Annotated in this window: 25 protein-coding genes; 19 read left to right on the forward strand and 6 right to left on the reverse strand. The window is 65.8% G+C overall.

The window, feature by feature from the left end; translation table 11 throughout:
- Positions 1–75 precede the first annotated feature (75 nt).
- The 13 genes from KUV65_RS02370 (at position 76) to KUV65_RS02430 (ending at position 7,793) form a co-directional block, all read left to right on the forward strand.
- Complete coding sequence (locus KUV65_RS02370) at positions 76–915, forward strand: response regulator (RefSeq protein WP_222187255.1); 840 nt, start codon at positions 76–78, stop codon at positions 913–915.
- 125 nt (positions 916–1,040) lie between these two features.
- Entirely contained in the window at positions 1,041–1,865 is an 825-nt protein-coding gene (locus KUV65_RS02375; RefSeq protein ID WP_222187256.1) for a formate/nitrite transporter family protein, read from the forward strand.
- A gap of 77 nt (positions 1,866–1,942) precedes the next feature.
- Complete coding sequence (locus KUV65_RS02380) at positions 1,943–2,146, forward strand: hypothetical protein (RefSeq protein WP_222187257.1); 204 nt, start codon at positions 1,943–1,945, stop codon at positions 2,144–2,146.
- Positions 2,143–2,358: a hypervirulence associated TUDOR domain-containing protein gene (locus tag KUV65_RS02385; RefSeq protein ID WP_222187258.1), complete on the forward strand. Its 216-nt coding sequence runs from the start codon at positions 2,143–2,145 to the stop codon at positions 2,356–2,358. Before KUV65_RS02380 ends, KUV65_RS02385 begins: the two co-directional genes overlap by 4 nt.
- A gap of 13 nt (positions 2,359–2,371) precedes the next feature.
- Positions 2,372–2,563, forward strand: a complete 192-nt coding sequence (locus tag KUV65_RS02390) for a PLDc N-terminal domain-containing protein (RefSeq protein ID WP_222187259.1) — start codon at positions 2,372–2,374, stop codon at positions 2,561–2,563.
- Between the two features lie 223 nt (positions 2,564–2,786).
- Complete coding sequence (locus KUV65_RS02395; RefSeq protein ID WP_222187260.1) at positions 2,787–3,158, forward strand: hypothetical protein; 372 nt, start codon at positions 2,787–2,789, stop codon at positions 3,156–3,158.
- A 65-nt stretch (positions 3,159–3,223) separates the two neighbouring features.
- Entirely contained in the window at positions 3,224–3,394 is a 171-nt protein-coding gene (locus KUV65_RS02400; RefSeq protein ID WP_222187261.1) for a DUF1328 domain-containing protein, read from the forward strand.
- An 86-nt stretch (positions 3,395–3,480) separates the two neighbouring features.
- On the forward strand, positions 3,481–4,824 hold the full coding sequence (gdhA, locus tag KUV65_RS02405) for an NADP-specific glutamate dehydrogenase (protein ID WP_222187262.1): 1,344 nt from the start codon (positions 3,481–3,483) through the stop codon (positions 4,822–4,824).
- Between the two features lie 17 nt (positions 4,825–4,841).
- On the forward strand, positions 4,842–5,087 hold the full coding sequence (locus KUV65_RS02410; RefSeq protein WP_222187263.1) for a hypothetical protein: 246 nt from the start codon (positions 4,842–4,844) through the stop codon (positions 5,085–5,087).
- A 72-nt stretch (positions 5,088–5,159) separates the two neighbouring features.
- Positions 5,160–5,405 (forward strand): hypothetical protein, encoded by a 246-nt coding sequence (locus KUV65_RS02415; RefSeq protein ID WP_222187264.1) that lies wholly within the window; start codon positions 5,160–5,162, stop codon positions 5,403–5,405.
- Positions 5,406–5,435: 30 nt separating this feature from the next.
- The gene (locus tag KUV65_RS02420) at positions 5,436–5,633 is read left to right on the forward strand and encodes a CsbD family protein (RefSeq protein ID WP_222187265.1); all 198 of its coding nucleotides are present in this window, start codon (positions 5,436–5,438) and stop codon (positions 5,631–5,633) included.
- A gap of 152 nt (positions 5,634–5,785) precedes the next feature.
- Positions 5,786–6,817, forward strand: a complete 1,032-nt coding sequence (dusA, locus tag KUV65_RS02425; RefSeq protein WP_222187266.1) for a tRNA dihydrouridine(20/20a) synthase DusA — start codon at positions 5,786–5,788, stop codon at positions 6,815–6,817.
- 100 nt (positions 6,818–6,917) lie between these two features.
- A complete protein-coding gene (locus KUV65_RS02430) occupies positions 6,918–7,793 on the forward strand; it encodes an NAD(P)-dependent oxidoreductase (RefSeq protein WP_222187267.1) in 876 nt (291 codons plus the stop codon).
- On the opposite strand, the gene KUV65_RS02435 is transcribed toward KUV65_RS02430, so the two are convergent.
- Genes KUV65_RS02435 through KUV65_RS02450 form a run of 4 tightly spaced genes read right to left on the reverse strand, consistent with a single transcriptional unit; the run spans position 7,790 to position 11,982 of the window.
- Positions 7,790–8,860: an isocitrate/isopropylmalate dehydrogenase family protein gene (locus KUV65_RS02435; protein ID WP_222187268.1), complete on the reverse strand. Its 1,071-nt coding sequence runs from the start codon at positions 8,858–8,860 to the stop codon at positions 7,790–7,792. The genes KUV65_RS02430 and KUV65_RS02435 overlap by 4 nt on opposite strands.
- A complete protein-coding gene (gene tcuB, locus KUV65_RS02440; protein ID WP_222187269.1) occupies positions 8,857–9,936 on the reverse strand; it encodes a tricarballylate utilization 4Fe-4S protein TcuB in 1,080 nt (359 codons plus the stop codon). The genes KUV65_RS02435 and tcuB overlap by 4 nt, the downstream gene beginning before the upstream one ends.
- Positions 9,929–11,320: an FAD-dependent tricarballylate dehydrogenase TcuA gene (gene tcuA / locus KUV65_RS02445; protein ID WP_222187270.1), complete on the reverse strand. Its 1,392-nt coding sequence runs from the start codon at positions 11,318–11,320 to the stop codon at positions 9,929–9,931. Before tcuA ends, tcuB begins: the two co-directional genes overlap by 8 nt.
- Positions 11,317–11,982: a GntR family transcriptional regulator gene (locus tag KUV65_RS02450; RefSeq protein ID WP_222187271.1), complete on the reverse strand. Its 666-nt coding sequence runs from the start codon at positions 11,980–11,982 to the stop codon at positions 11,317–11,319. Before KUV65_RS02450 ends, tcuA begins: the two co-directional genes overlap by 4 nt.
- A gap of 76 nt (positions 11,983–12,058) precedes the next feature.
- On the opposite strand from KUV65_RS02450, the gene KUV65_RS02455 reads away from it, so the two are divergent.
- Both KUV65_RS02455 and KUV65_RS02460 read left to right on the forward strand, forming a co-directional pair.
- Positions 12,059–13,138, forward strand: a complete 1,080-nt coding sequence (locus KUV65_RS02455; protein WP_222187272.1) for an AbrB family transcriptional regulator — start codon at positions 12,059–12,061, stop codon at positions 13,136–13,138.
- Positions 13,135–14,925, forward strand: coding sequence for a gamma-glutamyltransferase family protein (locus tag KUV65_RS02460; RefSeq protein WP_222187273.1), 1,791 nt, complete (start codon positions 13,135–13,137; stop codon positions 14,923–14,925). The genes KUV65_RS02455 and KUV65_RS02460 overlap by 4 nt, the downstream gene beginning before the upstream one ends.
- On the opposite strand, the gene KUV65_RS02465 is transcribed toward KUV65_RS02460, so the two are convergent.
- A complete protein-coding gene (locus tag KUV65_RS02465; protein ID WP_222187274.1) occupies positions 14,907–16,283 on the reverse strand; it encodes a sensor histidine kinase in 1,377 nt (458 codons plus the stop codon). The genes KUV65_RS02460 and KUV65_RS02465 overlap by 19 nt on opposite strands.
- The gene (locus KUV65_RS02470) at positions 16,280–16,963 is read right to left on the reverse strand and encodes a response regulator transcription factor (protein ID WP_222187275.1); all 684 of its coding nucleotides are present in this window, start codon (positions 16,961–16,963) and stop codon (positions 16,280–16,282) included. Before KUV65_RS02470 ends, KUV65_RS02465 begins: the two co-directional genes overlap by 4 nt.
- A gap of 144 nt (positions 16,964–17,107) precedes the next feature.
- Between KUV65_RS02470 and KUV65_RS02475 the strand changes: the two genes are divergently transcribed.
- From KUV65_RS02475 to KUV65_RS18170, 4 genes are all read left to right on the forward strand, one after another.
- Positions 17,108–18,217, forward strand: a complete 1,110-nt coding sequence (locus KUV65_RS02475) for a tripartite tricarboxylate transporter substrate-binding protein (RefSeq protein ID WP_222187276.1) — start codon at positions 17,108–17,110, stop codon at positions 18,215–18,217.
- 122 nt (positions 18,218–18,339) lie between these two features.
- Complete coding sequence (locus KUV65_RS02480; protein ID WP_222187277.1) at positions 18,340–20,358, forward strand: tripartite tricarboxylate transporter permease; 2,019 nt, start codon at positions 18,340–18,342, stop codon at positions 20,356–20,358.
- Between the two features lie 7 nt (positions 20,359–20,365).
- Positions 20,366–21,454, forward strand: a complete 1,089-nt coding sequence (locus tag KUV65_RS02485) for a 4-oxalomesaconate tautomerase (RefSeq protein ID WP_222187278.1) — start codon at positions 20,366–20,368, stop codon at positions 21,452–21,454.
- Positions 21,451–23,097: a thiamine pyrophosphate-binding protein gene (locus tag KUV65_RS18170; RefSeq protein ID WP_222187279.1), complete on the forward strand. Its 1,647-nt coding sequence runs from the start codon at positions 21,451–21,453 to the stop codon at positions 23,095–23,097. Before KUV65_RS02485 ends, KUV65_RS18170 begins: the two co-directional genes overlap by 4 nt.
- Positions 23,098–23,106 lie beyond the last annotated feature (9 nt).

The following is a 23,106-nucleotide window of genomic DNA, read 5'->3' on the forward strand; positions in this document are numbered from 1 at the left end:
CAAAAATTCGCTCTTGCATGGAACCAACTCGGGCGCAGTTGGTTCCATAAAAAATACATGGACAGGAGAACACACATGACCACCGCATCGTCTACCCCGGATGTCAGCAGCCAGCTTGTGGCCGAATTGCCCTATCTGCGCCGTTATGCGCGCGCACTGACCGGGCAGCAGGATACCGGGGATCGCTACGCGCTTGCCGCGCTTGAAGTCATCGTTGCGGACCCCAACCTGTTGAAAAACGCGCCGTCGGTGAAGGTGGGGCTCTTTCACACCTTCCACGGCCTCTGGTCGAGCTCTGGCGCGCCGGTCGAGGGCGATCTGGCGGGCGAGGTGACGCCCGGCGACCCGCGCGAGGCGCGCGCGCATGAACGGCTGAGCCGCCTGACCGCCAACAGCCGCGAAGCGCTGCTTCTGCACTCGGTCGAAGGTTTCGGGTATGACGCCATCGGCGCGATCATGGATGTGTCGACGGACGAGGCCGAAGGTCTTGTCTCTCGGGCCATGGAGGAAATGGGCGACTTGGTGACAGGTGACATCCTGATCATCGAGGACGAAGGCATCATCGCGATGGACCTCAAGTCGATCGTCACCGGCATGGGCCACAACGTGACCGACACGGCCCGTACCCGTGACGACGCGATCGCCAAGGGCAAGGCCAGGGTGCCGGACCTGATCCTTGCCGATATCCAGCTTGCCGACAAATCCTCGGGGATCGACGCGGTGAACACGCTGCTGGCGGAACTGGGGGACCGTCCGGTCATCTTCATCACCGCTTTCCCCGAACGACTGCTGACGGGCGAGCGGCCCGAACCGGCCTTCCTGATCACCAAGCCCTATTCGGAACAACAGGTGCGCGCCGCCGTCAGCCAGGCGATGTTCTTTGCTTCGACCGAGAAGATGGACGTCGCGATCTGATCCACCTGTCACCGCGTAGAAGGCCCCGGTGTCACAGCCGGGGCCTTTTTCATTCCGACAGGCCGTGCGCATCGGGAACAGCCATCACCGCCGGCGCGTTTGCAATCGGGTAACGGAGAAAGACTTTGGAACAAGAACAAGCCATTCGCGAGGCGACGCGCCTCAATTCCAAGATGATCTACGAAGTGGTCCGTCGTGACGGCGATGAAGAGCTGGAACGGCCCACGAAATCGCTGATCTGGTCGGGTTTGGCGGCGGGTATCCTGATCTCGTTCTCCGTCTTGGCCGAGGCCGTGTTCCGTAGCCATTTGCCGGATACAAGCTGGCGCCCATTGGTCGAAAACCTCGGATACAGTTTCGGTTTCCTTATGGTCATCCTCGGCCGGATGCAGCTGTTTACCGAGAACACGATCACGACCATCCTGCCCCTGGTCGCCGAACGCTCGAAGCGCTGCGTGGTCCTCGTTCTGCGGCTATGGGGGATCGTCCTTGTGGCCAACGTGACCGGCGCTGCGCTGGCCGGTGCGTTTTTCGTGCATGCCGAGGCGTTCTCGCCCGAGCTGCGTGCCGCCATTTTCGACCTGTCGGCCCATGCCACGGGTTTTCCGCCGCTCGAAGCCTTTCTGCGCGCCATTCCTGCGGGTGTGCTTGTGGCGGGCATCGTCTGGATGATGCCGGGCCAGAGCGGCAACGAGGTCTGGATCATCGTCCTGTTCACCTGGCTGATCGCGGCGGGTGACTTCACCCACGTCATCGCGGGCGCGGTCGAGGTGTGGGTCATGCTGCTGGATGGCCGGTTGATGATCGGCGCCGCGATTGGCGATGTGTTCCTGCCCATCCTGGCCGGGAACATCTTTGGCGGCACGCTGGTCTTCGCCTTGCTTGCCTGGGGGCAGGTCAAGGCCGAGGTGGAGCCGACCCTGGACGAAGACACTCACGGCGCGAAATAAGGCGGTTTCGATCCTTGTCAGGGTGCGCGGGGAACCTCGATGGCCCTGCCACGTTGGGGTCGTGAACGGAGGTTACAATGAACTTTGCTAGCAAACCCGGCCCCGCCGACACGCCGCAGATCGCGCTTCGCCGTATCGCCTTCGGCAGTTTCGTGGCTGTCTCGGCCCTGTGCCTGATGGCGTTCGTGTCGCTCGGCATGGCGGGCATCACGCATGCTGAAACGGAGTGTATCGACCCCTCGCAGGTCTGCGTCATGGCGATCGACGAGGTCTCGCCATGAGGTTTTCCGTCGGTGATCGGGTGAAATGGAACTGGGGTAATGGTGAAGGGACCGGCGAGATTGTCGAACGCTTCGACAGCGACGTGACCCACCAGATCAAGGGAACAGAGGTCTCGCGCAACGCGTCGAAGGACGAACCCGCCTTCATGATCGAACAGGACGACGGCGCGCGCGTGCTGAAGTCCTGTACGGAACTTGAACACGCAAATTGAAGAGGAGACAGACATGTTGGAATTGACGGGAATCGGTGGCTTCATCCTCCTCATCCTCGACCTTTGGGCACTGATCTCGGTGATCGGATCTTCGGCCTCGACCGGGAAAAAGGTTCTGTGGGCTTTGCTCATCATCCTGTTGCCGCTTCTGGGGTTCATCCTGTGGCTGATCCTTGGCCCCCGGGCCAACAAGCAATCGGTGTAGGCCAAACCGACAACCCGTTGAAAACCTTGAACGCCCGGCAAATTCCCCGGGCGTTTGCGCGTTTCAGCGCGCCGATACACCCCCGCAACCCCATCGAGCGAAAGAATTGTCAGCGTCACTTGTGTTTTCATGCATGTCAGGCAGTATCGCTTGGCGGCAAGAGCGCCGTATCCCGACGTAACAATTAACCGGGCACCGCGTTCCCTTCTGTGTCAGGCGTTCGATGACGTACCAGTCCACCCTAGAGCAGTGCTGCTTGATCGTGCATCCCGACCCCTTCGTGGCGCAGGACCTTGAGGATATCCTGATCTCCGCCGGTGCAACGAAGGTCGATGTCGTCCCGGCTTTGGCCGATGTGGCGCGTGGCAATATCCAGATTGCCTTCGTCGCGGGACGCGTGCCAGACATTCTGTCCACGGACCATGTCCGTGCCTGGGCGGATGGCGGTGTTCCGGTGGTGGTGTTCGACGGCGATGGCACGCTGACGGGGCCGGGCGCGGATAACGCGGTTGCGACGAGCGGCGTACATGTCCTTGCGCAACCGTTCCGCACGGAAGACGTGACGCGGCTTCTGAAACAACTGGCGGTTTTCTAGGTTTTCCGGGAACCACCGGCACCGCTCCGGGTTGTCTCCTCAGTAACTGAACAGGAGATAATCCAATGCTTGGTTGGGCACTTACCTTTCTCGTCATCGCACTTGTCGCCGCTCTGTTTGGCTTTGGCGGTATCGCCAGCGCGTCGGCTGGCATCGCGCAGATCCTCTTCTTCATCTTCATCGCGCTGTTCGTGATCGCGATGGTCGCCCGGGCGATCCGCGGCCGCACGCCGTAAACGAAATCCCTTCATGAGGGGCGAGTGGTCTTGCGGGCCGCTCGCCCCTTTTCATGCGCGACTGTCGGAATTGGAGACACGACAACATGGCGAACTGCGAGCATTTGCTGAAAGATTACATGGAGCACGTCGAAGCCCTCAGCCCCGGCGAAACCGAATTTCATCAAGCCGTCGCGCATGTGGCGGGCGACGTCATCACCATCGAGAAGGCCAATTCGGAGTTCGCCAATGCCCGCGTCCTAGACCGTCTCGCCGTGCCGGACCGGGTGATCGGGTTCCGGGTGGTCTGGCAGAACGATGCCGGCGAGGTCGAGGTCAACCGGGGTTGGCGGGTGCAGTATTCCAACGCCATCGGGCCCTACAAGGGCGGGCTGCGGTTTCACCCGACGGTCAACCCGTCGATCCTGAAATTCCTCGGGTTCGAGCAGGTCTTCAAGAACGCGCTGACGGGCCTGCCGCTGGGGGGCGGCAAGGGGGGCGCGGATTTCGACCCGACGGGCCGCAGCGATGCCGAGATCATGCGTTTCTGCCAGGCCTTCATGCGCGAGTTGGCCCACCATATCGGCCCGGACCGCGATGTTCCCGCGGGCGACATCAATGTCGGCACGCGCGAGATCGGGTGGCTTTTCGCGGCCTACAAGGCGCAAGATTGCGAGTTCACCGGCGCCTTGACCGGCAAGGGTCAGAGTTTCGGCGGCTCTGCCATGCGCACCGAAGCGACGGGCTATGGCCTGATCTATTTCGTCGAGGCAATGCTGGCCGAACAGGGCCAGGAGATTGGCGGCAAGCGCATCGCGATTTCCGGCAAGGGCAACGTCGCGACCCATGCGGCGGAGAAGGCGGTCGCCTTGGGCGGCAAGGTCATCACGCTTTCGGACACCTCGGGCTGCCTCGTGGCCGAGGATGGCCTGACGGCAGACGCGATCGACTGGGTGCGCCAGCGTAAGCAGGCCGGTCGTGACATCGCCGATCCGCCAAAGGGTTGGGGCGCGCGGTTCGTGAAAGGCAGCGCCCCCTGGGATCACGAGGCCAATATCGCGCTGCCCTGCGCCACCCAGAACGAGGTGGATAAACAGATGGCAAAACGCATCGTCGACAACGGTGCGAAGATCTTGGCCGAAGGGGCGAACATGCCACTGACCGCCGCCGCGCGGGAGGTCATCGAAAGCGCCGAGTTACACCACGCGCCGGGCAAGGCATCGAATGCGGGGGGCGTGGCCGTCTCGGGGCTGGAGATGAGCCAGAACAGCCATCGCCGCTTTTCCAGCGCCGCGGAGGTCGATGGCGAGTTGAAGCAGATCATGCGGGGCATCCATGACCGCGTCGCCGCCGAAGGCCGGCAGAGCGGCCGGATCGACTATGCCCGCGGGGCGAACATCGCCGGGTTCCGCAAGGTCGCGCAGGCCATCGCCGCGATGGGCGCGATCTGAGGGGCAGGTGATGACAGGTGCAGAGCTTTTCGTCGAATGCCTACGGCCTGATCGAGGACAAGCAGGAAGAGGGCACCGGCACCCGGCCGGATCTGTCCTTTTCCGGCATGGATTGGGCCAGTCTCGCCCGCGCCTTCGGATGGGGCCACACGGCATGCGAAACGGCTGACGACCTGGCGGATACGCTGACCGGGCCTTGCGACGACCGCCCTGCAAGGCAGCTCATCACGGTGCCGGTCAAGTACAGCGGAACCTTCGCGTGACCTCTGCCAGTCGGGAACCTTTCACGGGGCATCCGTGTTGAGTGTCCAGAACCGCAACACAGGAGCTAAGCCATGAAAACCGCACCCATTCTTGGTATCGCTGTCGCCGCAATCGTCGCCATCGGCGCCGCCGTATACCTTGTCGATGTCGACCAGACCGAAGAGGCCGCGCTGCCGGAAATCTCGGTCGAAGGCGGCAACATGCCCGAGTTCGAGACCGAGACCGGGGATATCGAAGTCGGTGAGACCGAAGTGACCGTTCCCACGCTCGAGATCGAGCCGCCGGAAGAAGACACCGATATTGCCCAGAACCAGTAATCAATCCTTGCCGCTGATAGGAGACTGACGATGAACCGCGACCAGATCGAAGGCAAATGGACCGAGATCAAGGGCCAGCTGCGTGAACACTACGGCGAGCTGACCGCCAACGATCTCGAAGAGGCCAAGGGCGACCGCGAACAGATGGAAGGTGTGCTTCAGCAGAAGCTGGGCCAATCCAAGGAAGAGGTTCGCAAGACGGTCGACGATATTCTGGCCAAGGTCTGATTGACCTGCAGACCTACAAGAAAACGCCCCGCGTGAAGTCGCGGGGCGTTTTGCGTCCGGTCAGGGGCCAAGCACCGGCATCCCGGTCACCTTGCCGATCTTGGACCCGGCCCCAAGATATGCGACACAGCGCGACCACAGGACCACGGCGCATGGAACGGGGGCGACCGATCGTGACCAACTCGAACATCCGGGAGACGACCCGCCGCGCGGCGCGCCTGTCGGTTGCGCCGATGATGGACTGGACCGACCGCCACTGCCGGTATTTCCACCGCCTGATGAGCCGTGAGACGTTGCTCTATACCGAGATGGTGACCGCGCCTGCGGTCCTTCACGGGGATCGCGAGCGGCTTTTGGGGTTCAATGCGGCCGAGCATCCGGTGGCGCTGCAACTCGGGGGATCGGTGCCGGCGGAACTGGCCGAAGCGACCCGCATCGCCAGCGACTACGGCTATGACGAGATCAACCTCAATGTTGGGTGCCCCTCGGACCGGGTCCAATCGGGCGCATTCGGCGCGGTGTTAATGGAAAGCCCCGACCTTGTCGCCGAGTGCGTGGCGGCGATGATCGCCGCCAGCCCTGTCGAGATCACGGTGAAATGCCGCATCGGCGTGGACGAGCAGACGCCGGAACAGGTCTTGCCGGACTTCTTGCACAAGATATCGGCCGCGGGCGTGACGCGCGTCACGATCCATGCGCGCAAGGCGTGGCTCAAGGGGCTCAGCCCCAAGGAAAACCGCGATATCCCGCCCCTCGATTACCCGCTGGTTCACCGGATGAAGGCCGAGTTTCCCGGTCTTCACCTGTCGATCAACGGCGGGATCAGTTCGCTGGACGAGGCGCTGGAGCATCTGGCGGCGGGCATGGATGGCGTGATGATCGGGCGCGCGGCCTATCACAACCCGGCGGATATTCTCTTGCAGGCCGACGCCCGCATTTTCGGAGAGCCGCCCGCTGCCCGGACAGCCCTTGATGTGGCGCGGTTGATGCTGCCCTATATCAAGGATCATCTGGCCGCTGGCGGGCGCTTGCACCAGGTGACGCGCCACATGCTCGGGCTTTTCGCGGGCTGCCCCGGTGCGCGGCATTGGAAGCGGGTGTTATCGGAAGGCGCGCATCGCGAGGGGGGCGGGCCGGACCTGGTGGAAAGCGCGATGGCAGAGGTGGCGCAGCGCGCCGCATGATCTCTCTATAGCCAAAACTTATCGTCCGGGGTGCCGATAGAATTGGACGGCCCCGGCGCGCAGTGCCAAGCTGCGTGATAAGCGGGACAGGAGAGCATTCATGAAGATCGCCTTTATCGGCTTCGGCGAAGCGACCTCTGCGGTTCTCGAAGGCTGGGGTGGGTCACTGCCCGGCGAGGTGAGTGTTTTCGACATCAAGTCGACCGACGCGCGCACGGCGGAGGAGATCAACGACCGGGGCGCACGCTTTGCCGTGCGCGTGTGCGACAGCAGCGGCGCCGCGACCCAAGACGCCGAGGTGATCTTCAGCTTCGTGACCGCAGACCAGGCGCTCGTCGCGGCCCAGACCGCTGCAAAGGAAGGCATCGCTGCCGGAACCTATTGGTTTGATTGCAATTCGTGCTCGCCCGGCACCAAGCGCAAGGCGGCCGAGGTCATCACGCAGGCCGGTGGCCGCTATGTCGACGTGGCGGTGATGGCGCCGGTCCATCCCAAGCTCAACCTCGTGCCCTTGCTGATTTCCGGTCGACACGCGTCTGACGCCGCACCGCTCTTGCAGGGCCTGCCCATGGCGCCGAGCGTGGTCCGTGGCGAGGTCGGCGCGGCCAGTTCGATCAAGATGGTCCGTTCGGTCTTTGTCAAAGGGCTGGAGGCGATCACGGTCGAAATGATGATTGCCGCACAAACCGCGGGCTGTTTCGACGAGGTCGTCCAGAGCCTCGCCAAAAGCTATCCGCAGTTGGACCTGGAACGCCTCGCGGAATACAATTTCGAAAGAACCCTGACCCATGGCGCCCGCCGCGCCGCCGAAATGATCGAAAGCGGCGCGACCTTGGATGAGCTTGGGCTGGTCGGGGATTTGCCCCGCGCGATTGCATCGGTTCAGGCCGGCCAGGGCCGCGTTGGCTCCGGTGCCATTGTCGAGGGGGATCTGCCCGCCACGGTCGCGGCGGTCGCCAAGGCGCGGCGCGGCTAGAGCGCGGCAATCACCGCCTGCGTCATCTCCGCCGTCGTGGCCGAGCCGCCTAGGTCCGGCGTGCGGGTTGCCGGGTCCGACAGGCCCGCGTCCAGCGCCTGGCCGATCGCGGCAGCGGCCGTTGCCAAGGCACCATCAGCGCGTCGCTGCCCTAGCCAATCGAGCAGCATCGCGGCCGATCCGATCAGCGAGGCCGGGTTTGCCAACCCCTTGCCGGCGATGTCCGGGGCCGACCCATGCTGCGCCTGTGCCATGGCGTGATCCGTGCCCGCATTCAAAGAGGCGGCGAGGCCAAGGCTGCCGGACAGCTCGGCGGCCAGGTCCGACAGGATATCGCCATACATGTTTGTCGTGACGATCACGTCATAGCGCGAGGCATCGCGCACCAGATAGGCGGCCATCGCATCCACCAGAACCTCGTCGTAGTGGATCGCCGGATTGGCCTCGGCCAGCTTGCGGCATTCTTCTAGAAAAACTCCGTCGGACAGGCGCAGGACATTCGCCTTGTGTACGGCGGTCACGTGCCGGGCCGGGCGCGTGGCGGCGAGGTCGAACGCGGCCTCGGCGATGCGGCGGCAGGCCGTTCGGGTAATCTTGCGGATCGCCAGCGCCATGTCCGGGTCGGGCATGATCTCGCCCGGACCGGCATGCATCGACCGGTCGGCGTAGAACCCTTCGGTATTCTCGCGAACGGTGATCAGGTCGAAGCCAGTGCTGCTGGGATGTGGCAGGAACGGGCGGGTTGCGGCGGGCCGGATATTGGCGAACAGGTCCAGCCGCTTGCGCAGCACACCCGAGGGGTTCAACCCGCCCTCGGACGCAGGCGGATAGTCGTTATGCGAGACCGGGCCAAGCACGATCCCGTCCGCGTTCCGCGCGGCCTCGATGGTGGCCTCGCTGATCGTCGCGCCCTCGGTCCTGAGCGCGTCGAACCCGATCACGGCAGTCTCGAATGCCAGGCCCAAGCCGAATTTATCGCTCGCGGCAGCAAGAACTTCGCGCGTGGCCGCGACGATCTCGGGCCCGATCCCGTCGCCGTCGATCAGCAGAAGGCGCGGGCCGCTCATGCCTCTTTCCTCTGGGCATCGCGCACCAGCGACGCCATGCGGTAGAACCCGTGCACCATCTTGGAATAGGGCGTCGTCAGGAAGAAGGTCAGCACCGTTCCGAGGTGCAAGGCCAGAAGCGGCGCAACCAGCGCAGTTCCCGTCGCGGCGTAGAGGACAAGCCCGCTCAGCCCGGTGAGCCCCAGAAGCGCGACAAAGGCCATCTCACCGCCCCAGACGCGCGGGGCGCCCAGCTTTGCATCGGCCTTCAGCTTCAGACGGATCAACAGGCCCGCCCCCAGCACCAGCAGGATGCCCCCCGGCACCCCAAGCAGTTTCGGCAGGCTGAAGAGCCCGTAGGGCGCTTGCATGTCGAAGACGTAATGCAGGACGGTGCCCGACGAGGTGGAGGCAAAGCACAGCATGAACCCCCAGAACACGGCCTGATGGGCGTGGCGGCGACCCTGCGAGTAGCGGTCGCCCTTCTCGAAGTTGCAGCCCTCGGCGGCCCCGCCGGACAGGTTTTTCAGTTTCGCGCCGTCGATCAGGGCCTCTTTCAGATGCGGCCAGCGGATGCGCGCGCCCCCGACCTCGGTCCAGTATCGGCGCAAGCCGATCCCGATGGCCGCCAGCGGCAGCAGAAAGGCGGGCAGGAAGATCGCCACCATCGCGCTGTGCGAGAGATAGGCATAGAACCCTTCACCGCTTTCCGGGGCCAGGGCCGTCAACGCCCAGAACAGCGCCGCGATGCCGATCACCAGCGCCGCCGACAGCGCCGCGCCGGATTGCTGAAAGATGCGCGCGAAGGCGCCGGGCCAGGCGAAACGTTCCCAGCTTTCGACGCGCACCTCGGCCAGGGCCTGCGGCAGGTTCAGCGCGAATTCATGCGGCTCGGTATATTGGCAGGCGTAGTAGCAGCCCCGGCAGTTGTGGCAGAGGCTGGCCAGTTGCGTGATGTCGCCATCGGAAAAGGCGCGCTGCGAAAAGGCCGAGGGGAAGACGGCGCAATAGCCCTCGCAATAGCGGCAGGCATTGCAGATCTCGATCTGGCGGCGCGCTTCCTCGGTCGCACTCAGCTTGGGGGCTTGGTCAAACATGGCGCGCGGCCTCCTGTCCTGCGATGCGTCCGAAGACCGTGCCGATGGTCATGCCGAACCCGGCGAGATAGCCCTGGCCAAGGATCGACCCCGCCATGATCTCGCCCGCGGCCCAGATATTGGCGAAGCGGCCATGCGGGCCCGACACGCGGGCCGTGTCGTCGACCTTGAGGCCGAGATAGGTGAAGGTCACCCCGGGGCGCAGCGAATAGCCGTAAAAGGGCGGTTCGGTGATGGGCCTGGCCCAGTTGGTCTTGGGCGGTTCCAACCCATCGGTCGCCAGGCCGTCCAGCTCGGTCGGGTGGAACGCGCCCGGCTGGCAGGCGGCGTTGAAGGCATCGACCGTCTCGCGCAGCTTGTTGCCCGGCAGGCCCAGTTTTTGTGCGAGGCCCTCCAGAGTGTCGGCTTTCTCGGGCGGGTAGACCGAGGGCATGAACAGTTCCAGCGACTTGGCGTCGATGATCGCGTAGGCCACCTGGTCGGGCTGCGCCGCCACAAGCCGCCCCCAGATCGCGTAGCGCTTGGGCCAGACATCTTCGCCTTCGTCGTAGAAGCGGTCCCCGTCGCGGTTCACCACGACAGAGAAGGGCACACAGTCGAGCCGCGTGACGATGCCGCCATCGAACTTGGCCGCGCGTCCGTCGATGGCGACGGCATGGCATTGCGTCGGGTCGCCCACGCTGTCCGCGCCCTTGTCCAGCATCTGTTTCAGCGGCACGCCGCGATTATAGGGGGTGCCCCGGATCAGGAAATTCTTGGCCGACGGTCCCCAGGCCCGGGCCAGCCAATCGAGATCGGCCTGAAACCCGCCCGAGGCGAGGATCAGCCCCTTGCCTTCGATCCGCATGTCTTCGCCACCGATCCTGGCGGTCACACCCTCGAACCGGTCATCCTGCACATGGATCTGGGTCACCTCGGCCTCGTAGGCGACGGTGACGCCGAGGTCCTCGGCGGTGTTGTAATAGGCGTTCACCAAGGCCTTGCCGCCACCAAGGAAGAACGCGTTGGTTCGCGAGAGCGACAGCGTGCCGGACAGGGACGGCTGGAAGGCAACGCCATGCGCCTCCATCCAGGGCAGGCAGTCCTCGCTGGTGCGGATGGCAAGCCGGGCGAGGTGTTCGTCGGTCTCGCCCTTGGTCACGCGTAGAAGGTCGTCGAAATACTCCTCCTCGTCATAGGTTCCGGTCAGGACCGACAGGGGGCCGTGATGCATGCAGCGGAAGTTCCGCGTGTGGCGGGAGTTGCCGCCGCGATAGGGTTTCGGCGCGGCTTCGAGGATCAGCGGGCGCATCCCGGCCTCAGCGGCCTCGATCGCGGCGCAGAGGGCCGCGTTGCCGCCGCCCACGATCACAAGGTCCCAATGGGTCTGGTCGAGCTGGCTCACGCAGGGCCTCCCTTCCTCAGTTGGATCTGGCGCGCCTTGTGGGCGGCCTCGATATGGGCGCGCATCGCCGCTTCGGCGGCGTCTCCGTCCCGCGCGCGCAGGGCCGCGATCAGGGCGGCATGTTCGGCCACGGCGGCCTCGGCGCGGCTGCCTTCCTCCATGGTCGAGGGGCCGAGGATCAGCAGCGTCTTCTGAACCGCCTCGACCGCCCGCAGCAGGAACCGGTTGCGCGCGGCATTGCGCAGGATGTCGTGGAACTGCCGGTTCGCCTCGTAAAGCTGATCGACATTCGACAGGCTGGCGGCCATCTCGGCGTTGATCGCCTCCATCTCGTCGATCTCGGACGGGTAGGCGGCGCGGGCGGCGAAGCGGGCGGCCGTCCCCTCCAGCACGCCGCGCATCTCGTAAAGCTCGGTGATCTCGGCGTAGTCGAGCTGACGGATCACGGCGCCGACGCGCGGGGTGTGCACGACCAGCCCATCGGCTTCCAGCAGGCGGATCGCCTCGCGCACGGGTGTGCGCGACGTACCGAGGCGCGCGGCAAGCTCCGTCTCGGTGAGCCGGTCACCGGGCGACAGCCGTCCATGCCGGATCTCCGAGAGGAGTCGGGCATAGGTGTCGTGACCCTGAGAGCTGTCCTGCTGTTGGGCGTCCTGTGCCATGGCAATTCCGTTCATGTTCGCGATTGCATACGGCTGGATACACGCATATGCAAGAGGGAGTTGCCAAAGGTCCGACATGCCCCAGCCTGACATCCCGATCCTGAAACGGCGCGCTCTGACCCTGGGCATGGCGGGCGTCGGCGCCTTCGCCTTCTGGATCTTCGGACTGCCCCTGCCGTTTCTATTCGGCCCGATGGCGGCCTGCCTTGTCGGCGCGCTGATCGGCGCGCCGCTAAAAGGGCTGGGTCAGATCTCGGTAGGCGCACGGACGATCCTTGGCGTGGCGGTGGGTGCCTCGATCACGCCCGAGGTCGTCGGGCGCTTGCCGCAAATGGCGGCCTCGGTTGCGCTTATCCCGCTCTACATCACGGCGATCGGGCTGGTCGGAGTTCCGTTCTTTCGCAAAGTCTACGGCTTCGACTGGGCGACAAGCTGGTATGCCTCCATGCCCGGTGGATTGCAGGACATGGTGATTTTCGGCGCCGAGGCCGGGGGCGACGTGCGCGCGCTGTCGCTGATCCACGCGACGCGGGTGCTGATCATCGTGACGCTGGCGCCCATCATCCTGACGCAGGGGTTCGGGGTCACGCTGGACAATCCCATCGGTGCGCCTGCGGCCGAGCTTCCCCTCCACGAGATGTTTATCATGGTCGGGGCCGCCCTGCTCGGGTGGAAGGGGGGCGAGAGGATCGGCCTGTTCGGCGCCTCCATCCTCGGGCCGATGATTGTGACTGGCATTCTGTCCATGCTCGACGTCATCCATTTCCGCCCGCCCGCCGAAGCTATCCTGACGGCGCAGTTCATGATCGGCCTCGGGATCGGCGTGGGCTATGTCGGCGTCACGCTGCACGAGTTGCGGCGCGACGTGACCGCCGGGGTTATCTTCGTGATCCTCCTGGCGGGCCTCGCGGCGGTTTTCACCGAGATCGTGGTCTTCTTCGGCCTCGCCCCGGGCGTCGAGGGGTTCCTTGCCTTCGCGCCGGGCGGGCAGGCGGAAATGACGGTTCTCGCCATTATCGTCGGCGCGGATCTGGGCTATGTCATCGTGCATCATTTGACGCGCGTGATGCTGGTGATCTCGGGCGCGCCCATCGCGGCGCGGCTGATCCGGCTGCGCGAACGACAATCAGGGACAGGGGAGGGGAAGGATCAATGACATTTACAACGCGTCCGGAATTGCAGGGCACCTTCGGCATGGTTGCGACGACGCATTGGCTTGCATCCAGCGCGGGCATGAAGATGCTGGAGGCGGGCGGCACCGCCGCCGATGCCGCCGTCGCCGCGGGCTTTGTCCTGAACGTGGTCGAGCCGCATCTGAACGGCCCCTTGGGCGATGTGCCGATCCTGGTCCGGCCCGCCGGGGCCGACACGCCGATCGTCATTTGCGGGCAGGGCGTGGCGCCCGCCGGGGCCACGATTGACCACTACCGCGCCGAGGGGTTGGAGATCATTCCCGGCTCGGGGCTGCTGTCCACCGTGACGCCGGGCGCGTTCGACGCGTGGATGGTGATGCTGCGCGACCATGGCCGCCTGCCGCTCTCCGAGGTGCTGGCCCCGGCGATCCACTATGCCGAACACGGCCACCCCATGCTGGCCGCCGTCGCGGACTCCATCGCCGGGCTGGCCGATGTCTTCCGCGAGGAATGGCCAACCTCCGCCCCGGTCTGGCTGCCGGGTGGCAAGGCGCCCAAGGCGGGCGAATTGTTCCGCAACTCTGACTGCGCCGCGATGTGGAAGCGCCTCGTTGCAGAGGCCGAGGCCGCCGAGGGCGGGCGCGAGGCACAGATCGAGGCGGCGCGCCGCGCCCATTCGCAGGGCTTCGTGGCCGAGGCCATCGACACCTACCTGCAAGACGCCTGTGTGATCGACGCAACCGGCGAACGCCGCAAGGGTGTGCTGACCGGGCAGGACATGGCCGAGTGGGAGGCCACCTACGAAGCGCCCCTGGCCGTCGATCACGCGGGCTGGACCGTCTGGAAATGCGGGGCCTGGACGCAAGGGCCGGTGCTGCTGCAGGTGCTCCAGATGCTGGCCGAGGATGACCTCGCCGCGATGGATCCGACCGGCCCCGAGGCGGTGCACCTGATCACCGAGGCGCTGAAACGCGCCTTCGCCGACCGGGAGGCCTATTACGGCGATCCTGCCCTGAGCGATGTTCCCATCGACACGCTCTTGTCGGCGGACCATAACGCCGCGCACCGCGCCGACATCACCGATCAGGCCTCGCTCGACCAACGGCCCGGCGTGATCGAGGGGTATGAGGCGCTCGCCAAGGCGTTCCTCGACCGCGCCGCCCGCGCCACGCCCGAGGCGGGCGTCGGGGCCGGCGAGCCCACGATGGAGCATCTGACGAACCAGAAGGGCGACACCGTGCATATCGACGTGGTCGACCGCTGGGGCAACATGGTCTCGGCCACGCCCTCGGGCGGGTGGCTCAAGTCGAACCCGGTCATTCCCGGCCTTGGCGTGCCGCTCAACACCCGCGCGCAGATGTTCTGGCTGGACGAGGGGCTGCCAAGTTCGCTGATGCCCGGCGCGCGCCCGCGCACGACCCTGACGCCCTCGATGGCGCAGGGCGCGGACGGCACGGATTACGCCTTCGGCACCCCCGGGGGCGACCAGCAGGACCAGTGGCAGACGATCTTCCTGCTGCGGCTGATCCATTCCGGCATGAACCTGCAAGAGGCCATCGACGGCCCGCTGTTCCACACCGCGCATCTGCAGGCGAGCTTCTATCCGCGTGGCACCAAGCCGGGGCATTTGCTGGTCGAGCCGGCCTTCCCCGAGGCGACGATCGCGGGCCTGCGTGCCAAGGGTCACAGGCTGGAGGTTTCGGCCCCCTGGGCGGCCGGGCGCTTGTGCGCCGTGGCCCGCCGCCCCGATGGCGTGGTCAAGGGCGCGGCGACGCCGCGGCTGATGCAGGCCTATGCCGTGGGGCGCTGAGGCGTCAGCGGCAGGGTGATGTCCACGGCCAGCCCGCGCTCGGTCGGGGGCAGGGCCAGCCTGCCGCCATGCCGTTCGGCCACGGCCTCGGCGATGGACAGCCCAAGGCCCGTGCCGTCGCCGGCCTCGGCCTGACCGAACCGGGCCAAAACCGCTGCATGCTGGGATCGCGGCACGCCGCGCCCATCGTCGCGCACCGAGAGCGTCACGCGCCCGCGCGTCGCGGTGGCGGAGACGTCGACGCGGCTTAGACCTGGGCCACCGTGCTTGAGCGCGTTGTCGATCAGGTTTGTCAGGGCCTCGCCCAACAAGACGCGATCGGCCGGGATGGGCGGCAGATCCTCGGGCAGATCGCACCCAAGCGACACACCAAGGCGCGCGGCCTCGGCCTCGTGCGGGCGGAATACCGTTTGCACGAGATGGGGCAGGGAGATGTCGCCGAAGTCCAACGGCGCGGCATCCGATTGCACGCGTTCCAGCGTCAGAAGCCGGTTGGCCAGATCGCTGGCGTGTTGCGCCGACAGGACGAGGTCCTCGGCGCGTTCACGGGCGCGTTCGCCATCGGGGGCCGATCGCACGGCCTCGGCCATCGCCAGCACTCCGGCAATCGGGTTTCGCAACTGGTGCGCGGCGTTGGAAATGAGGGTGCGTTGGGCCTCCATGGCGTGTGTCACCTGCCCGAACAGGGCATTCAGACGTCGGACAAGGCCCTGCACCTCTTCCGGCACGGCGCGTTGGATGGGGCTGAGGTCATCCAGCCCGCGCCGCGAAATCGCATCTTCCAGATCGACCAGCGGCCGCAAGCCGATCACCACGCCGAACCAGACCACCAGCGCCAACGCCCCAAGGATCAGGCCAAGGATCACGATGGTGCCCCAGATCAGCTGGGCCTGGAACGCGTCACGCACCGCCACCTCCTGCCAGACGGTGTAGGTATAGGTGCCCGAGATCCCGTCCAGCGTGGCAAGGTCCGCGAGGCGCAGCCCCCGTACCGCGCGCCCGTTATAGACGGAGTCAAAATACTGGATCCCGTCGGCGGGCATGATCTCGCTGTGCGGAACCGGGGGGCTGGAGTATCCCGTCACGTAGACCCCGTCGGGCGCATAGACGTGGTAAAACACCGGCCCGCCCGAGGTGTCGGAGAGCAGGTCGCGCGTTTCGATGGAAATCGCGTCGCCGCCCGAGCGCGCCACGTCGCCCACGATGGCCAGCGCCGTGGTCAGAAGCGAACGGTCGAACACATCCCTGGCCGTCTGGCGCGACTGCTCGACCTGCCAGATGCCAATCGCGGCGCCGAGCGCCATGAGGGGCAACAGGATGATGAGCGTCAGGCGCAGACGAAGTGACCGGCTTGTCATGGGGTCGCCGTATCCTCGACGAGCCCGATGGCGTAGCCCAGCCCGCGACGCACCCGGATCGTCACGCCATGGGGTTTCAGCCGCTTCCTCAGCCTGGAGATATGGACCTCGATCGCGCTTTCCTCGACATCCGCGCCGGTCCCGTAAACGTGGTCGAGCAGGTCATGTTTCGGCACGATCCGCCCCTCGGCCAACAACAGCGATTCCAGGACACTGATCTCGCGGCGGGGCAGGGCATGGATCTCGCCCGCGATCGCCACCTGCCGCCCGTCGAGATCGAGGCTGAGGGGGCCAAGGCGCAGGGCAGGGCGGTGGTTGCGATCCAACCGCCGCGAGAGCGCCCGCACCCGGGCCTCCAGCTCGGCCATGGCGAAAGGTTTGACGAGGTAATCGTCCGCGCCCGCGTCCAGCCCCTCGACCCGGTCATGGGTTTCCGACCGCGCGGTCAGCAGCAGAACCGGTCGCCCATCGCCGCGCGCGCGCATCGCGCGCAGGATCGAAAGCCCGTCCATGCGGGGCAGGTTGATGTCCAGAATCACCAACTCGCCGCCACCGCCGCGCAGGAACTCATCCGCCGCCAAACCGTCGGAAAGCACGTCGATTGCATGACCTAAATCCTGCAACCTATAGGTGATCCCCTTCGCAAGGCTCTGATTATCTTCAATAAGTACGATCCGCATGGGTACGAGATTCCTTAACGCGGCGAAAGCTTCGCGCAAGGTTGGCAGGTCAGGGTTTCCGCATCAAGCCGGGTTTGACGGTAACGGGCGCTTGTCCCGATGCCGCTGGAGGGAGCCCCCGGCTGTAACTGGGAGGACTACTGAATGACTATTTCCACCACGCGCCGGATCGCCGGCGCGGTGGCCATGCTGGCCGCCAGCACCGCGATGACGAGCACCGCCTTTGCCGAGGCCCATGGCGGCGTCAGCTTCGAAGGCGAGACCATCGAATACGTGATCCCGTTCTCGGAGTCGGGCGGGTCGGCCCGTTGGGCGAACTTCTTTGCCCCGCTTCTGAGCGAAGCCCTGCCGGGCAACCCGACGGTCGTCGTGCGCTACCGTCCGGGCGCGGGCTCGACCAGTGGCGCCAACTGGTTCCAGGAACAGACCACCGATGACGGCACGCTGATCTTCGGCACCTCGGGCTCGACGCAGTTCCCCTACCTGCTGGGCGATCCGCGCGTGCGCTACGAATACAACGACTGGCAGGTCGTGCTCGTCTCGGGCACCGGCGGCGTGGCCTACCTGCCTGACGAACTGGCCGGCCTGATGGACGGGCTGGACGCGACCGGACTGCAGGACACCGACTTCATCTGGGGCAGCCAGGGGGCGACCCGCCTCGACCTCGTGGCCAACCTGGCCTGGGAAATGCTTGGCATGAATGTCGAGCCTGTCTTCGGGATCGAGGGCCGCGGCGACGGGCGCCTGATGTTCGAGCGCGGCGAGGCCAATATCGACTACCAGACCTCGTCGGCCTACCTGCGGTCCGTGATGCCGATGGTCGAGGCCGGTATGGCCGTGCCGATGATGACCTGGGGTGCGCTGGATGACGAAGGCAATATCGTCCGCGATCCGACCTTCCCCGACATTCCGACCTTCGCCGAGGTCTGCGAGGCGACGCCGGCTTGCGAAACCGAGGGCCCCGCATGGGATGCCTGGGTGGCGTTCTTCACCGCCGGCTTCCCGGCTCAGAAGATGATCTTCCTGCCGGGCAGCACGGATCAGGCCATCGTCGATGCCTATACCGATGCGCTGAACGAGATCATCGCGCGTCCGGATTTCGCGGAAATGGCGGAAACCACGCTCGGCGATTACCCGCAGATGACGGGGGCGGCGGCGCAGGCGGCCTTCCGCCTTGGCACGCAGGTTGATGACAGCGCCCGCGAGTTCGTCATCAACTGGCTCGAGGAAAGCTACGGCGTCACCCTCGACTGACGTGTTTTACCCTTCCGGCCCGCGCGACCATTGCGCGGGCCGACCTTCTTTCGGTGGGGCGGGCGCGATGTGCCCTGCCAACCTGCTGACCCCCGGGTCGACCCTGATCAAGGATGTTCGTGATGGAGCTGCTCGCTACGGCGGGACCGGCGCTGAGTGATGCGCTTGTTCTGATCTTCCAACCGCAACAATTGGCGTTCCTCGTGCTGGGCGTCCTGCTGGGCCTGTCCGTGGGCGTGTTTCCCGGTCTCGGCGGCATCGCGGGCCTCAGCCTTGTGCTGCCCTTCATCTTCGGGATGGACCCGGTCTCTGGCCTTGCGCTGATGGTCGGCTTGATCGCGGTGGTGCCGACATCAGACACCTTTGCGAGTGTGCTGCTTGGCATCCCTGGATCGACGGCGAGCCAAGCCACGGTGCTGGACGGCTTTCCCTTGTCGAAAAAGGGCGAGGCGGCCCGCGCCCTGTCGGCGGCGTTCATATCCTCGCTCTTCGGCGGCATCCTCGGGGCGATCGTCCTGACCGCCTTCATCCTGATCGCGCGGCCCCTGATCCTCGCCTTCGAAATCCCGGCGATGCTCGCCGTGACGCTTCTGGGGCTGTCGATGGTGGCCATCCTCGCTGGGCGCATCCCGCTGAAGGGGATCGTCGCCGCGGGCCTTGGCCTGATGCTAGGAACGGTTGGCGAGGCCGGGGCGGGCGGGTCGCTGCGCATGGCCTCCTACGATATTCCCTACCTCCTCGACGGGTTCAGCCTCGTGATCGTGGGCCTTGGCATCTTCGCCATCCCCGAGATCGTGGCCCTGTTGCGCCAGGACCGAGCGATCTCGGAATCCGGGGACCTCGGCAAGGGCTGGCTGCATGGCATCCGCGATTGGTGGGCCAACAAGTGGCTGTCGGTCCGGTGCTCGGCCATCGGCGTGCTGGTGGGCGTGATCCCGGGCCTCGGCGGTTCGGTCGTCGACTGGATCGCCTATGGCTTCACCGTGCAATCCTCCAAGGACAAGTCGCAATTCGGCAAGGGCGACATCCGCGGCGTCGTCGGCCCCGAAAGCTCGAACAACGCCAAGGAGGGCGGGGGCCTCGTGCCGACGCTGATCTTCGGGATTCCCGGTTCGGGGTCCATGGCGGTGTTTCTCGGCGGTATCGCGCTTCTGGGGTACGATCCCGGCCCGCACATGGTGCGCCATAACCTCGACATCACCTACACGATCGTCTGGTCGCTGGCCCTCGCGAACGTCGTGGGCGCGGGCCTGTGCATCCTGCTTTCCAACCAGATCGCCAAGCTGACGACGATCCGCTTCACGCTGGTCGCGCCGTTCTTGTTCATGATCATCGCCTTCGCGGCGTTCCAGTCGCGCCAGTCCCTCGGGGACCTGGTGGCGCTGATGGGCATCGGCATGCTGGGCATCCTGCTGCGCCGGTTCGAGTTCTCGCGCCCGGCCTTCCTGATCGGCTTCGTGCTGTCGCACCAGGCCGAGGCCTTCGCCAACCAGGTCTACCAGATCGCCGGCGCGCGCCTGCGCTCCTCGGGGATGGAGGGCATGCTGGACTACATTGCCTCGCCCCTGGTCCTGTCGATCCTCGCCCTGACCGCGGTTTCGATCTTCATCGGCATCAAGCAGGGCAAGCACGTGTTGGGCAATGACCAGCCCCCCACCGGTGCAAAACGCGCCCCGGTGATCTTCCTGGCGGCGCTGACGGTCTATGTCGCGGTCGCGCTCTGGGACGCGTTCACGATCCGCTACACCGGCGACAAGGTGTTCCCGCTGACGGTCGGCACCATCACGCTGATCGGTGCGCTTCTGCTGCTCTTGCAGATGCGCCGGGCGCCGGAAACGCATGCGCTCTTTGCCGATAACGAGCAGGGCGGCGAGGATGGCTCGGCCCCGTATGGCCTATGGGCCACGCTTGGCTGGTTCGCGTTTCTGCTCGGGCTCTCGGCGCTTTTCGGCTTCATCATCGCGCTGGCGATCTTCCTTCTGACCTTCCTGCGCATTCGGGCGCGCATTGGCTGGGTCCAGACCCTGATCCTGACCGGCGCCGGGATCGCCCTGATGCTGATCCTTGCGGGCACGCTTGGCCGTGATTTCCCGGCTGGCCTGTTGCAGGAATTCTTCGATCTCCCCTGGCCCTTCACCTGAGGTTTCCATGACGACGCAAACTCCCGTTCCCTTCTGGTTTCTGCGTGGCGGCACATCGCGCGGACCCTATTTCCGGCGCGCGGATCTGCCCGAGGATCTGGACCAGCTGGCAAAGGTGCTGTGCCAGGTGGTCGGCGCGGGTAACCCGCGCAATATCGACGGCCTTGGCGGCGGCGTGGCGGTGACCACCAAGACCGCCATGCTGTCGAAATCGGAAGAGCCGGGCATCGACGTGGACTATTTCTTCGCCCAGGTCGCGGTCGAGGAAGAGCTTGTCGATTATGGGCCGACCTGCGGCAACATCCTCGTGGGCGTCGGACCGGCGGCCATCGAGATGGGGCTGGTCGAGGCGCGCGACGGCGAAACCCCGGTGCGCATCCGTGCGGTCAACACCGGGGCAACGGTCGAGGCGCTGGTGCAGACACCGGGCGGACAGGTCGAGTATCGCGGCGATGTCGCGCTCGATGGTGTGCCGGGCACGGCGGCGCCCGTGGGGTTGAACTTCCTCGACGTGGTCGGCTCCAAGACCGGGGCGATGTTTCCGACCGGCAACCGTATCGACGTGATCGACGGGGTGGAAGTGACCTGCATCGACGTCGCCATGCCGATGATGATCGCCCGGGCGGCGGATTTCGGGGTGACCGGTTACGAGACGGTCGAGGCGCTGAACGAGAACAAGGACCTCTTCGCGCGGATGGAGGCGATCCGCCTCAAGGCCGGCGAGATGATGGGAATGGGCGATGTGACCAAGTCCGTCACGCCCAAGATCGGCCTGATCGCGCCGCCCAAGGGCAACGGGCATTTCGCGGCGCGCTATTTCATGCCGTGGGACACGCACCCGACCCTGGCGGTCACCGGCTCGCAATGCCTCGCCTCCTGCGCGCTGATGCCGGGGACGGTGGCCGAGGGCGTCGTGAAACCCATTCCACCGTCGCCCGCCCGCGTGCTGATCGAACACCCGATGGGCGAGATGGAAGTCACCCTGACCTATGGCGATGGCCCCAGCTTCCAATCGGCGGGGCTGATCCGCACCGCGCGCCTGATCGCGCGGGGCGAGGTGATGGTCGATCCGGCCCTGATGGGGCCTGCGTCGTGAAAACCTTTGATGTGATCGCAAAATCCGTCGCGCAAGAGGGCGTGCGCGACTGCTTCGCGCTTCTGGGCGATGCCAACATGAATTTCGCAACCCGACTGGCCGAGGCCGGCACGCGGATGATCTACGTGCGCCACGAACACTGCGCCGTCGCCGCCGCCATGGCCTATGCGCGCAAGACCGGGGAAACGGGCTTTGCCACGGTGACCTGCGGGCCGGGCCTGACGCAATTGATGACAGCCCTTCCGGCGGCTGTTCGGGCGCGCTTGCCCTTGGTCGTGTTGGCGGGTGAGGCGCCGTTGAAATCCGGCTGGTACAACCAGGCGATTGATCAAGCGCCCTTCGTCACCGCCACGGGGGCCGCCTATCACAGCCTCCACTGGCCCGACCGGATGCCCGTCGCGATCCGCGACGCCTTCGCCCAGGCGGCACGGGAACGTCGCCCTGTCGTGCTGGGCATTCCCTTCGACCTCCAGAACCGCGACTGGACCGGGGCAGGGGATCTGCCACCGCCCTCGTCCGAGATTGCGCCCATCGTGTCGCCGATGCCGCCGCATCCCGACGATATCGCGCGCGCGGTGGCACTTGTGTCGGACGCAAAGCGCATCGTCGTGATGGCCGGCATGGGCGCGGTCGAGGCCGAGGCCGGCGCGGCCTGCCGGATGCTGGCCGAGAAAACCGATGCGCTGCTGGCCACGACCCTGCCTGCGCGGGGCCTCTTCCATGACGATCCGTTCAACCTGAACGTCGCGGGCGGGTTCAGCCACGAGGTTGCGCGCGACTGCTTCGCCGGGGCCGATCTGGTGATTGCGGTGGGCTGTTCGCTGGCGCGGCATAATGCCGATGGCGGCACCCTCTGGCCCAAGGCCCGCGTGCTCCAGATCGACACCGATCCGATCAGCCTGTCGCAGGGCCGTGTGGCTGCCGACGCGCATCTGCGCGCCGACGCGAAGCTGGGGGTCGAGGCGCTGTGCGCAGCACTGGCCTCCAGACCGGCGGAGTGGCGCAGCGACGAGATGGCCGAGCGCATCGCCACCGCGTCGCCTGACAGCACCGCCTTCGAGATCGAGCCGGGCCTGCATGACCCGCGTGCTGTGGTCGCCGCCCTCGACGCCGCGCTGCCCAGGGACTGGCAGATGGTGAACTCCTCCGGCCATTGTTCCTTCTTCTTTGCGCATATGCCCGCCCGCCCGCAGGAGAAGTTCCTCACGATCCGGGAGTTCGGCGCCATCGGCAACGGCATCTCCTTCGCCATGGGCACCGCCGTCGCTTGCCGCGGCGACACGGTGGTGCTGTTCGATGGCGATGGCAGCCTGCTCATGCACATCCAGGAGTTGGAGACCATCGCCCGCCATGGCCTGAACATACTGACCATCGTGATGAATGACGGCGCCTATGGCTCGGAGATCCACAAGCTGCGCGCCGAGGGCCTGTCCGACGAGGGCGCCGTGTTCGGCCGTCCCGACCTTGCCGCCGTCGCGCGCGGCTTCGGGATGGGGGGCGAGACGATCACCGACCTTGCCGCGATCCCCGATCTGGTCGAAAAATTCGCGCAGACAGGCGGGGCTGCCGTCTGGGATGTGCCGGTCTCGGACAAGGTCTATTCGCCGCTCATCGCCCGCGCGCATCCTCCCAAAGGTCACTGAAAAGAGACG

The organism is Maritalea mobilis (assembly GCF_019800885.1).
Taxonomy (GTDB): domain Bacteria; phylum Pseudomonadota; class Alphaproteobacteria; order Rhodobacterales; family Rhodobacteraceae; genus Roseibacterium; species Roseibacterium beibuensis.

Coding starts and splice junctions, on each gene's coding strand:
- KUV65_RS02370 (WP_222187255.1), top strand. CDS start 76: ATGACCACCGCATCGTCTACCCCGGATGTCAGCAGCCAGCTTGTGGCC.
- KUV65_RS02380 (WP_222187257.1), top strand. CDS start 1,943: ATGAACTTTGCTAGCAAACCCGGCCCCGCCGACACGCCGCAGATCGCG.
- KUV65_RS02385 (WP_222187258.1), top strand. CDS start 2,143: ATGAGGTTTTCCGTCGGTGATCGGGTGAAATGGAACTGGGGTAATGGT.
- KUV65_RS02390 (WP_222187259.1), top strand. CDS start 2,372: ATGTTGGAATTGACGGGAATCGGTGGCTTCATCCTCCTCATCCTCGAC.
- KUV65_RS02395 (WP_222187260.1), top strand. CDS start 2,787: ATGACGTACCAGTCCACCCTAGAGCAGTGCTGCTTGATCGTGCATCCC.
- KUV65_RS02400 (WP_222187261.1), top strand. CDS start 3,224: ATGCTTGGTTGGGCACTTACCTTTCTCGTCATCGCACTTGTCGCCGCT.
- gdhA (WP_222187262.1), top strand. CDS start 3,481: ATGGCGAACTGCGAGCATTTGCTGAAAGATTACATGGAGCACGTCGAA.
- KUV65_RS02415 (WP_222187264.1), top strand. CDS start 5,160: ATGAAAACCGCACCCATTCTTGGTATCGCTGTCGCCGCAATCGTCGCC.
- KUV65_RS02420 (WP_222187265.1), top strand. CDS start 5,436: ATGAACCGCGACCAGATCGAAGGCAAATGGACCGAGATCAAGGGCCAG.
- dusA (WP_222187266.1), top strand. CDS start 5,786: ATGGAACGGGGGCGACCGATCGTGACCAACTCGAACATCCGGGAGACG.
- KUV65_RS02430 (WP_222187267.1), top strand. CDS start 6,918: ATGAAGATCGCCTTTATCGGCTTCGGCGAAGCGACCTCTGCGGTTCTC.
- KUV65_RS02435 (WP_222187268.1), bottom strand. CDS start 8,860: ATGAGCGGCCCGCGCCTTCTGCTGATCGACGGCGACGGGATCGGGCCC.
- tcuB (WP_222187269.1), bottom strand. CDS start 9,936: ATGTTTGACCAAGCCCCCAAGCTGAGTGCGACCGAGGAAGCGCGCCGC.
- KUV65_RS02450 (WP_222187271.1), bottom strand. CDS start 11,982: ATGGCACAGGACGCCCAACAGCAGGACAGCTCTCAGGGTCACGACACC.
- KUV65_RS02455 (WP_222187272.1), top strand. CDS start 12,059: ATGCCCCAGCCTGACATCCCGATCCTGAAACGGCGCGCTCTGACCCTG.
- KUV65_RS02460 (WP_222187273.1), top strand. CDS start 13,135: ATGACATTTACAACGCGTCCGGAATTGCAGGGCACCTTCGGCATGGTT.
- KUV65_RS02465 (WP_222187274.1), bottom strand. CDS start 16,283: ATGACAAGCCGGTCACTTCGTCTGCGCCTGACGCTCATCATCCTGTTG.
- KUV65_RS02470 (WP_222187275.1), bottom strand. CDS start 16,963: ATGCGGATCGTACTTATTGAAGATAATCAGAGCCTTGCGAAGGGGATC.
- KUV65_RS02475 (WP_222187276.1), top strand. CDS start 17,108: ATGACTATTTCCACCACGCGCCGGATCGCCGGCGCGGTGGCCATGCTG.
- KUV65_RS02480 (WP_222187277.1), top strand. CDS start 18,340: ATGGAGCTGCTCGCTACGGCGGGACCGGCGCTGAGTGATGCGCTTGTT.
- KUV65_RS02485 (WP_222187278.1), top strand. CDS start 20,366: ATGACGACGCAAACTCCCGTTCCCTTCTGGTTTCTGCGTGGCGGCACA.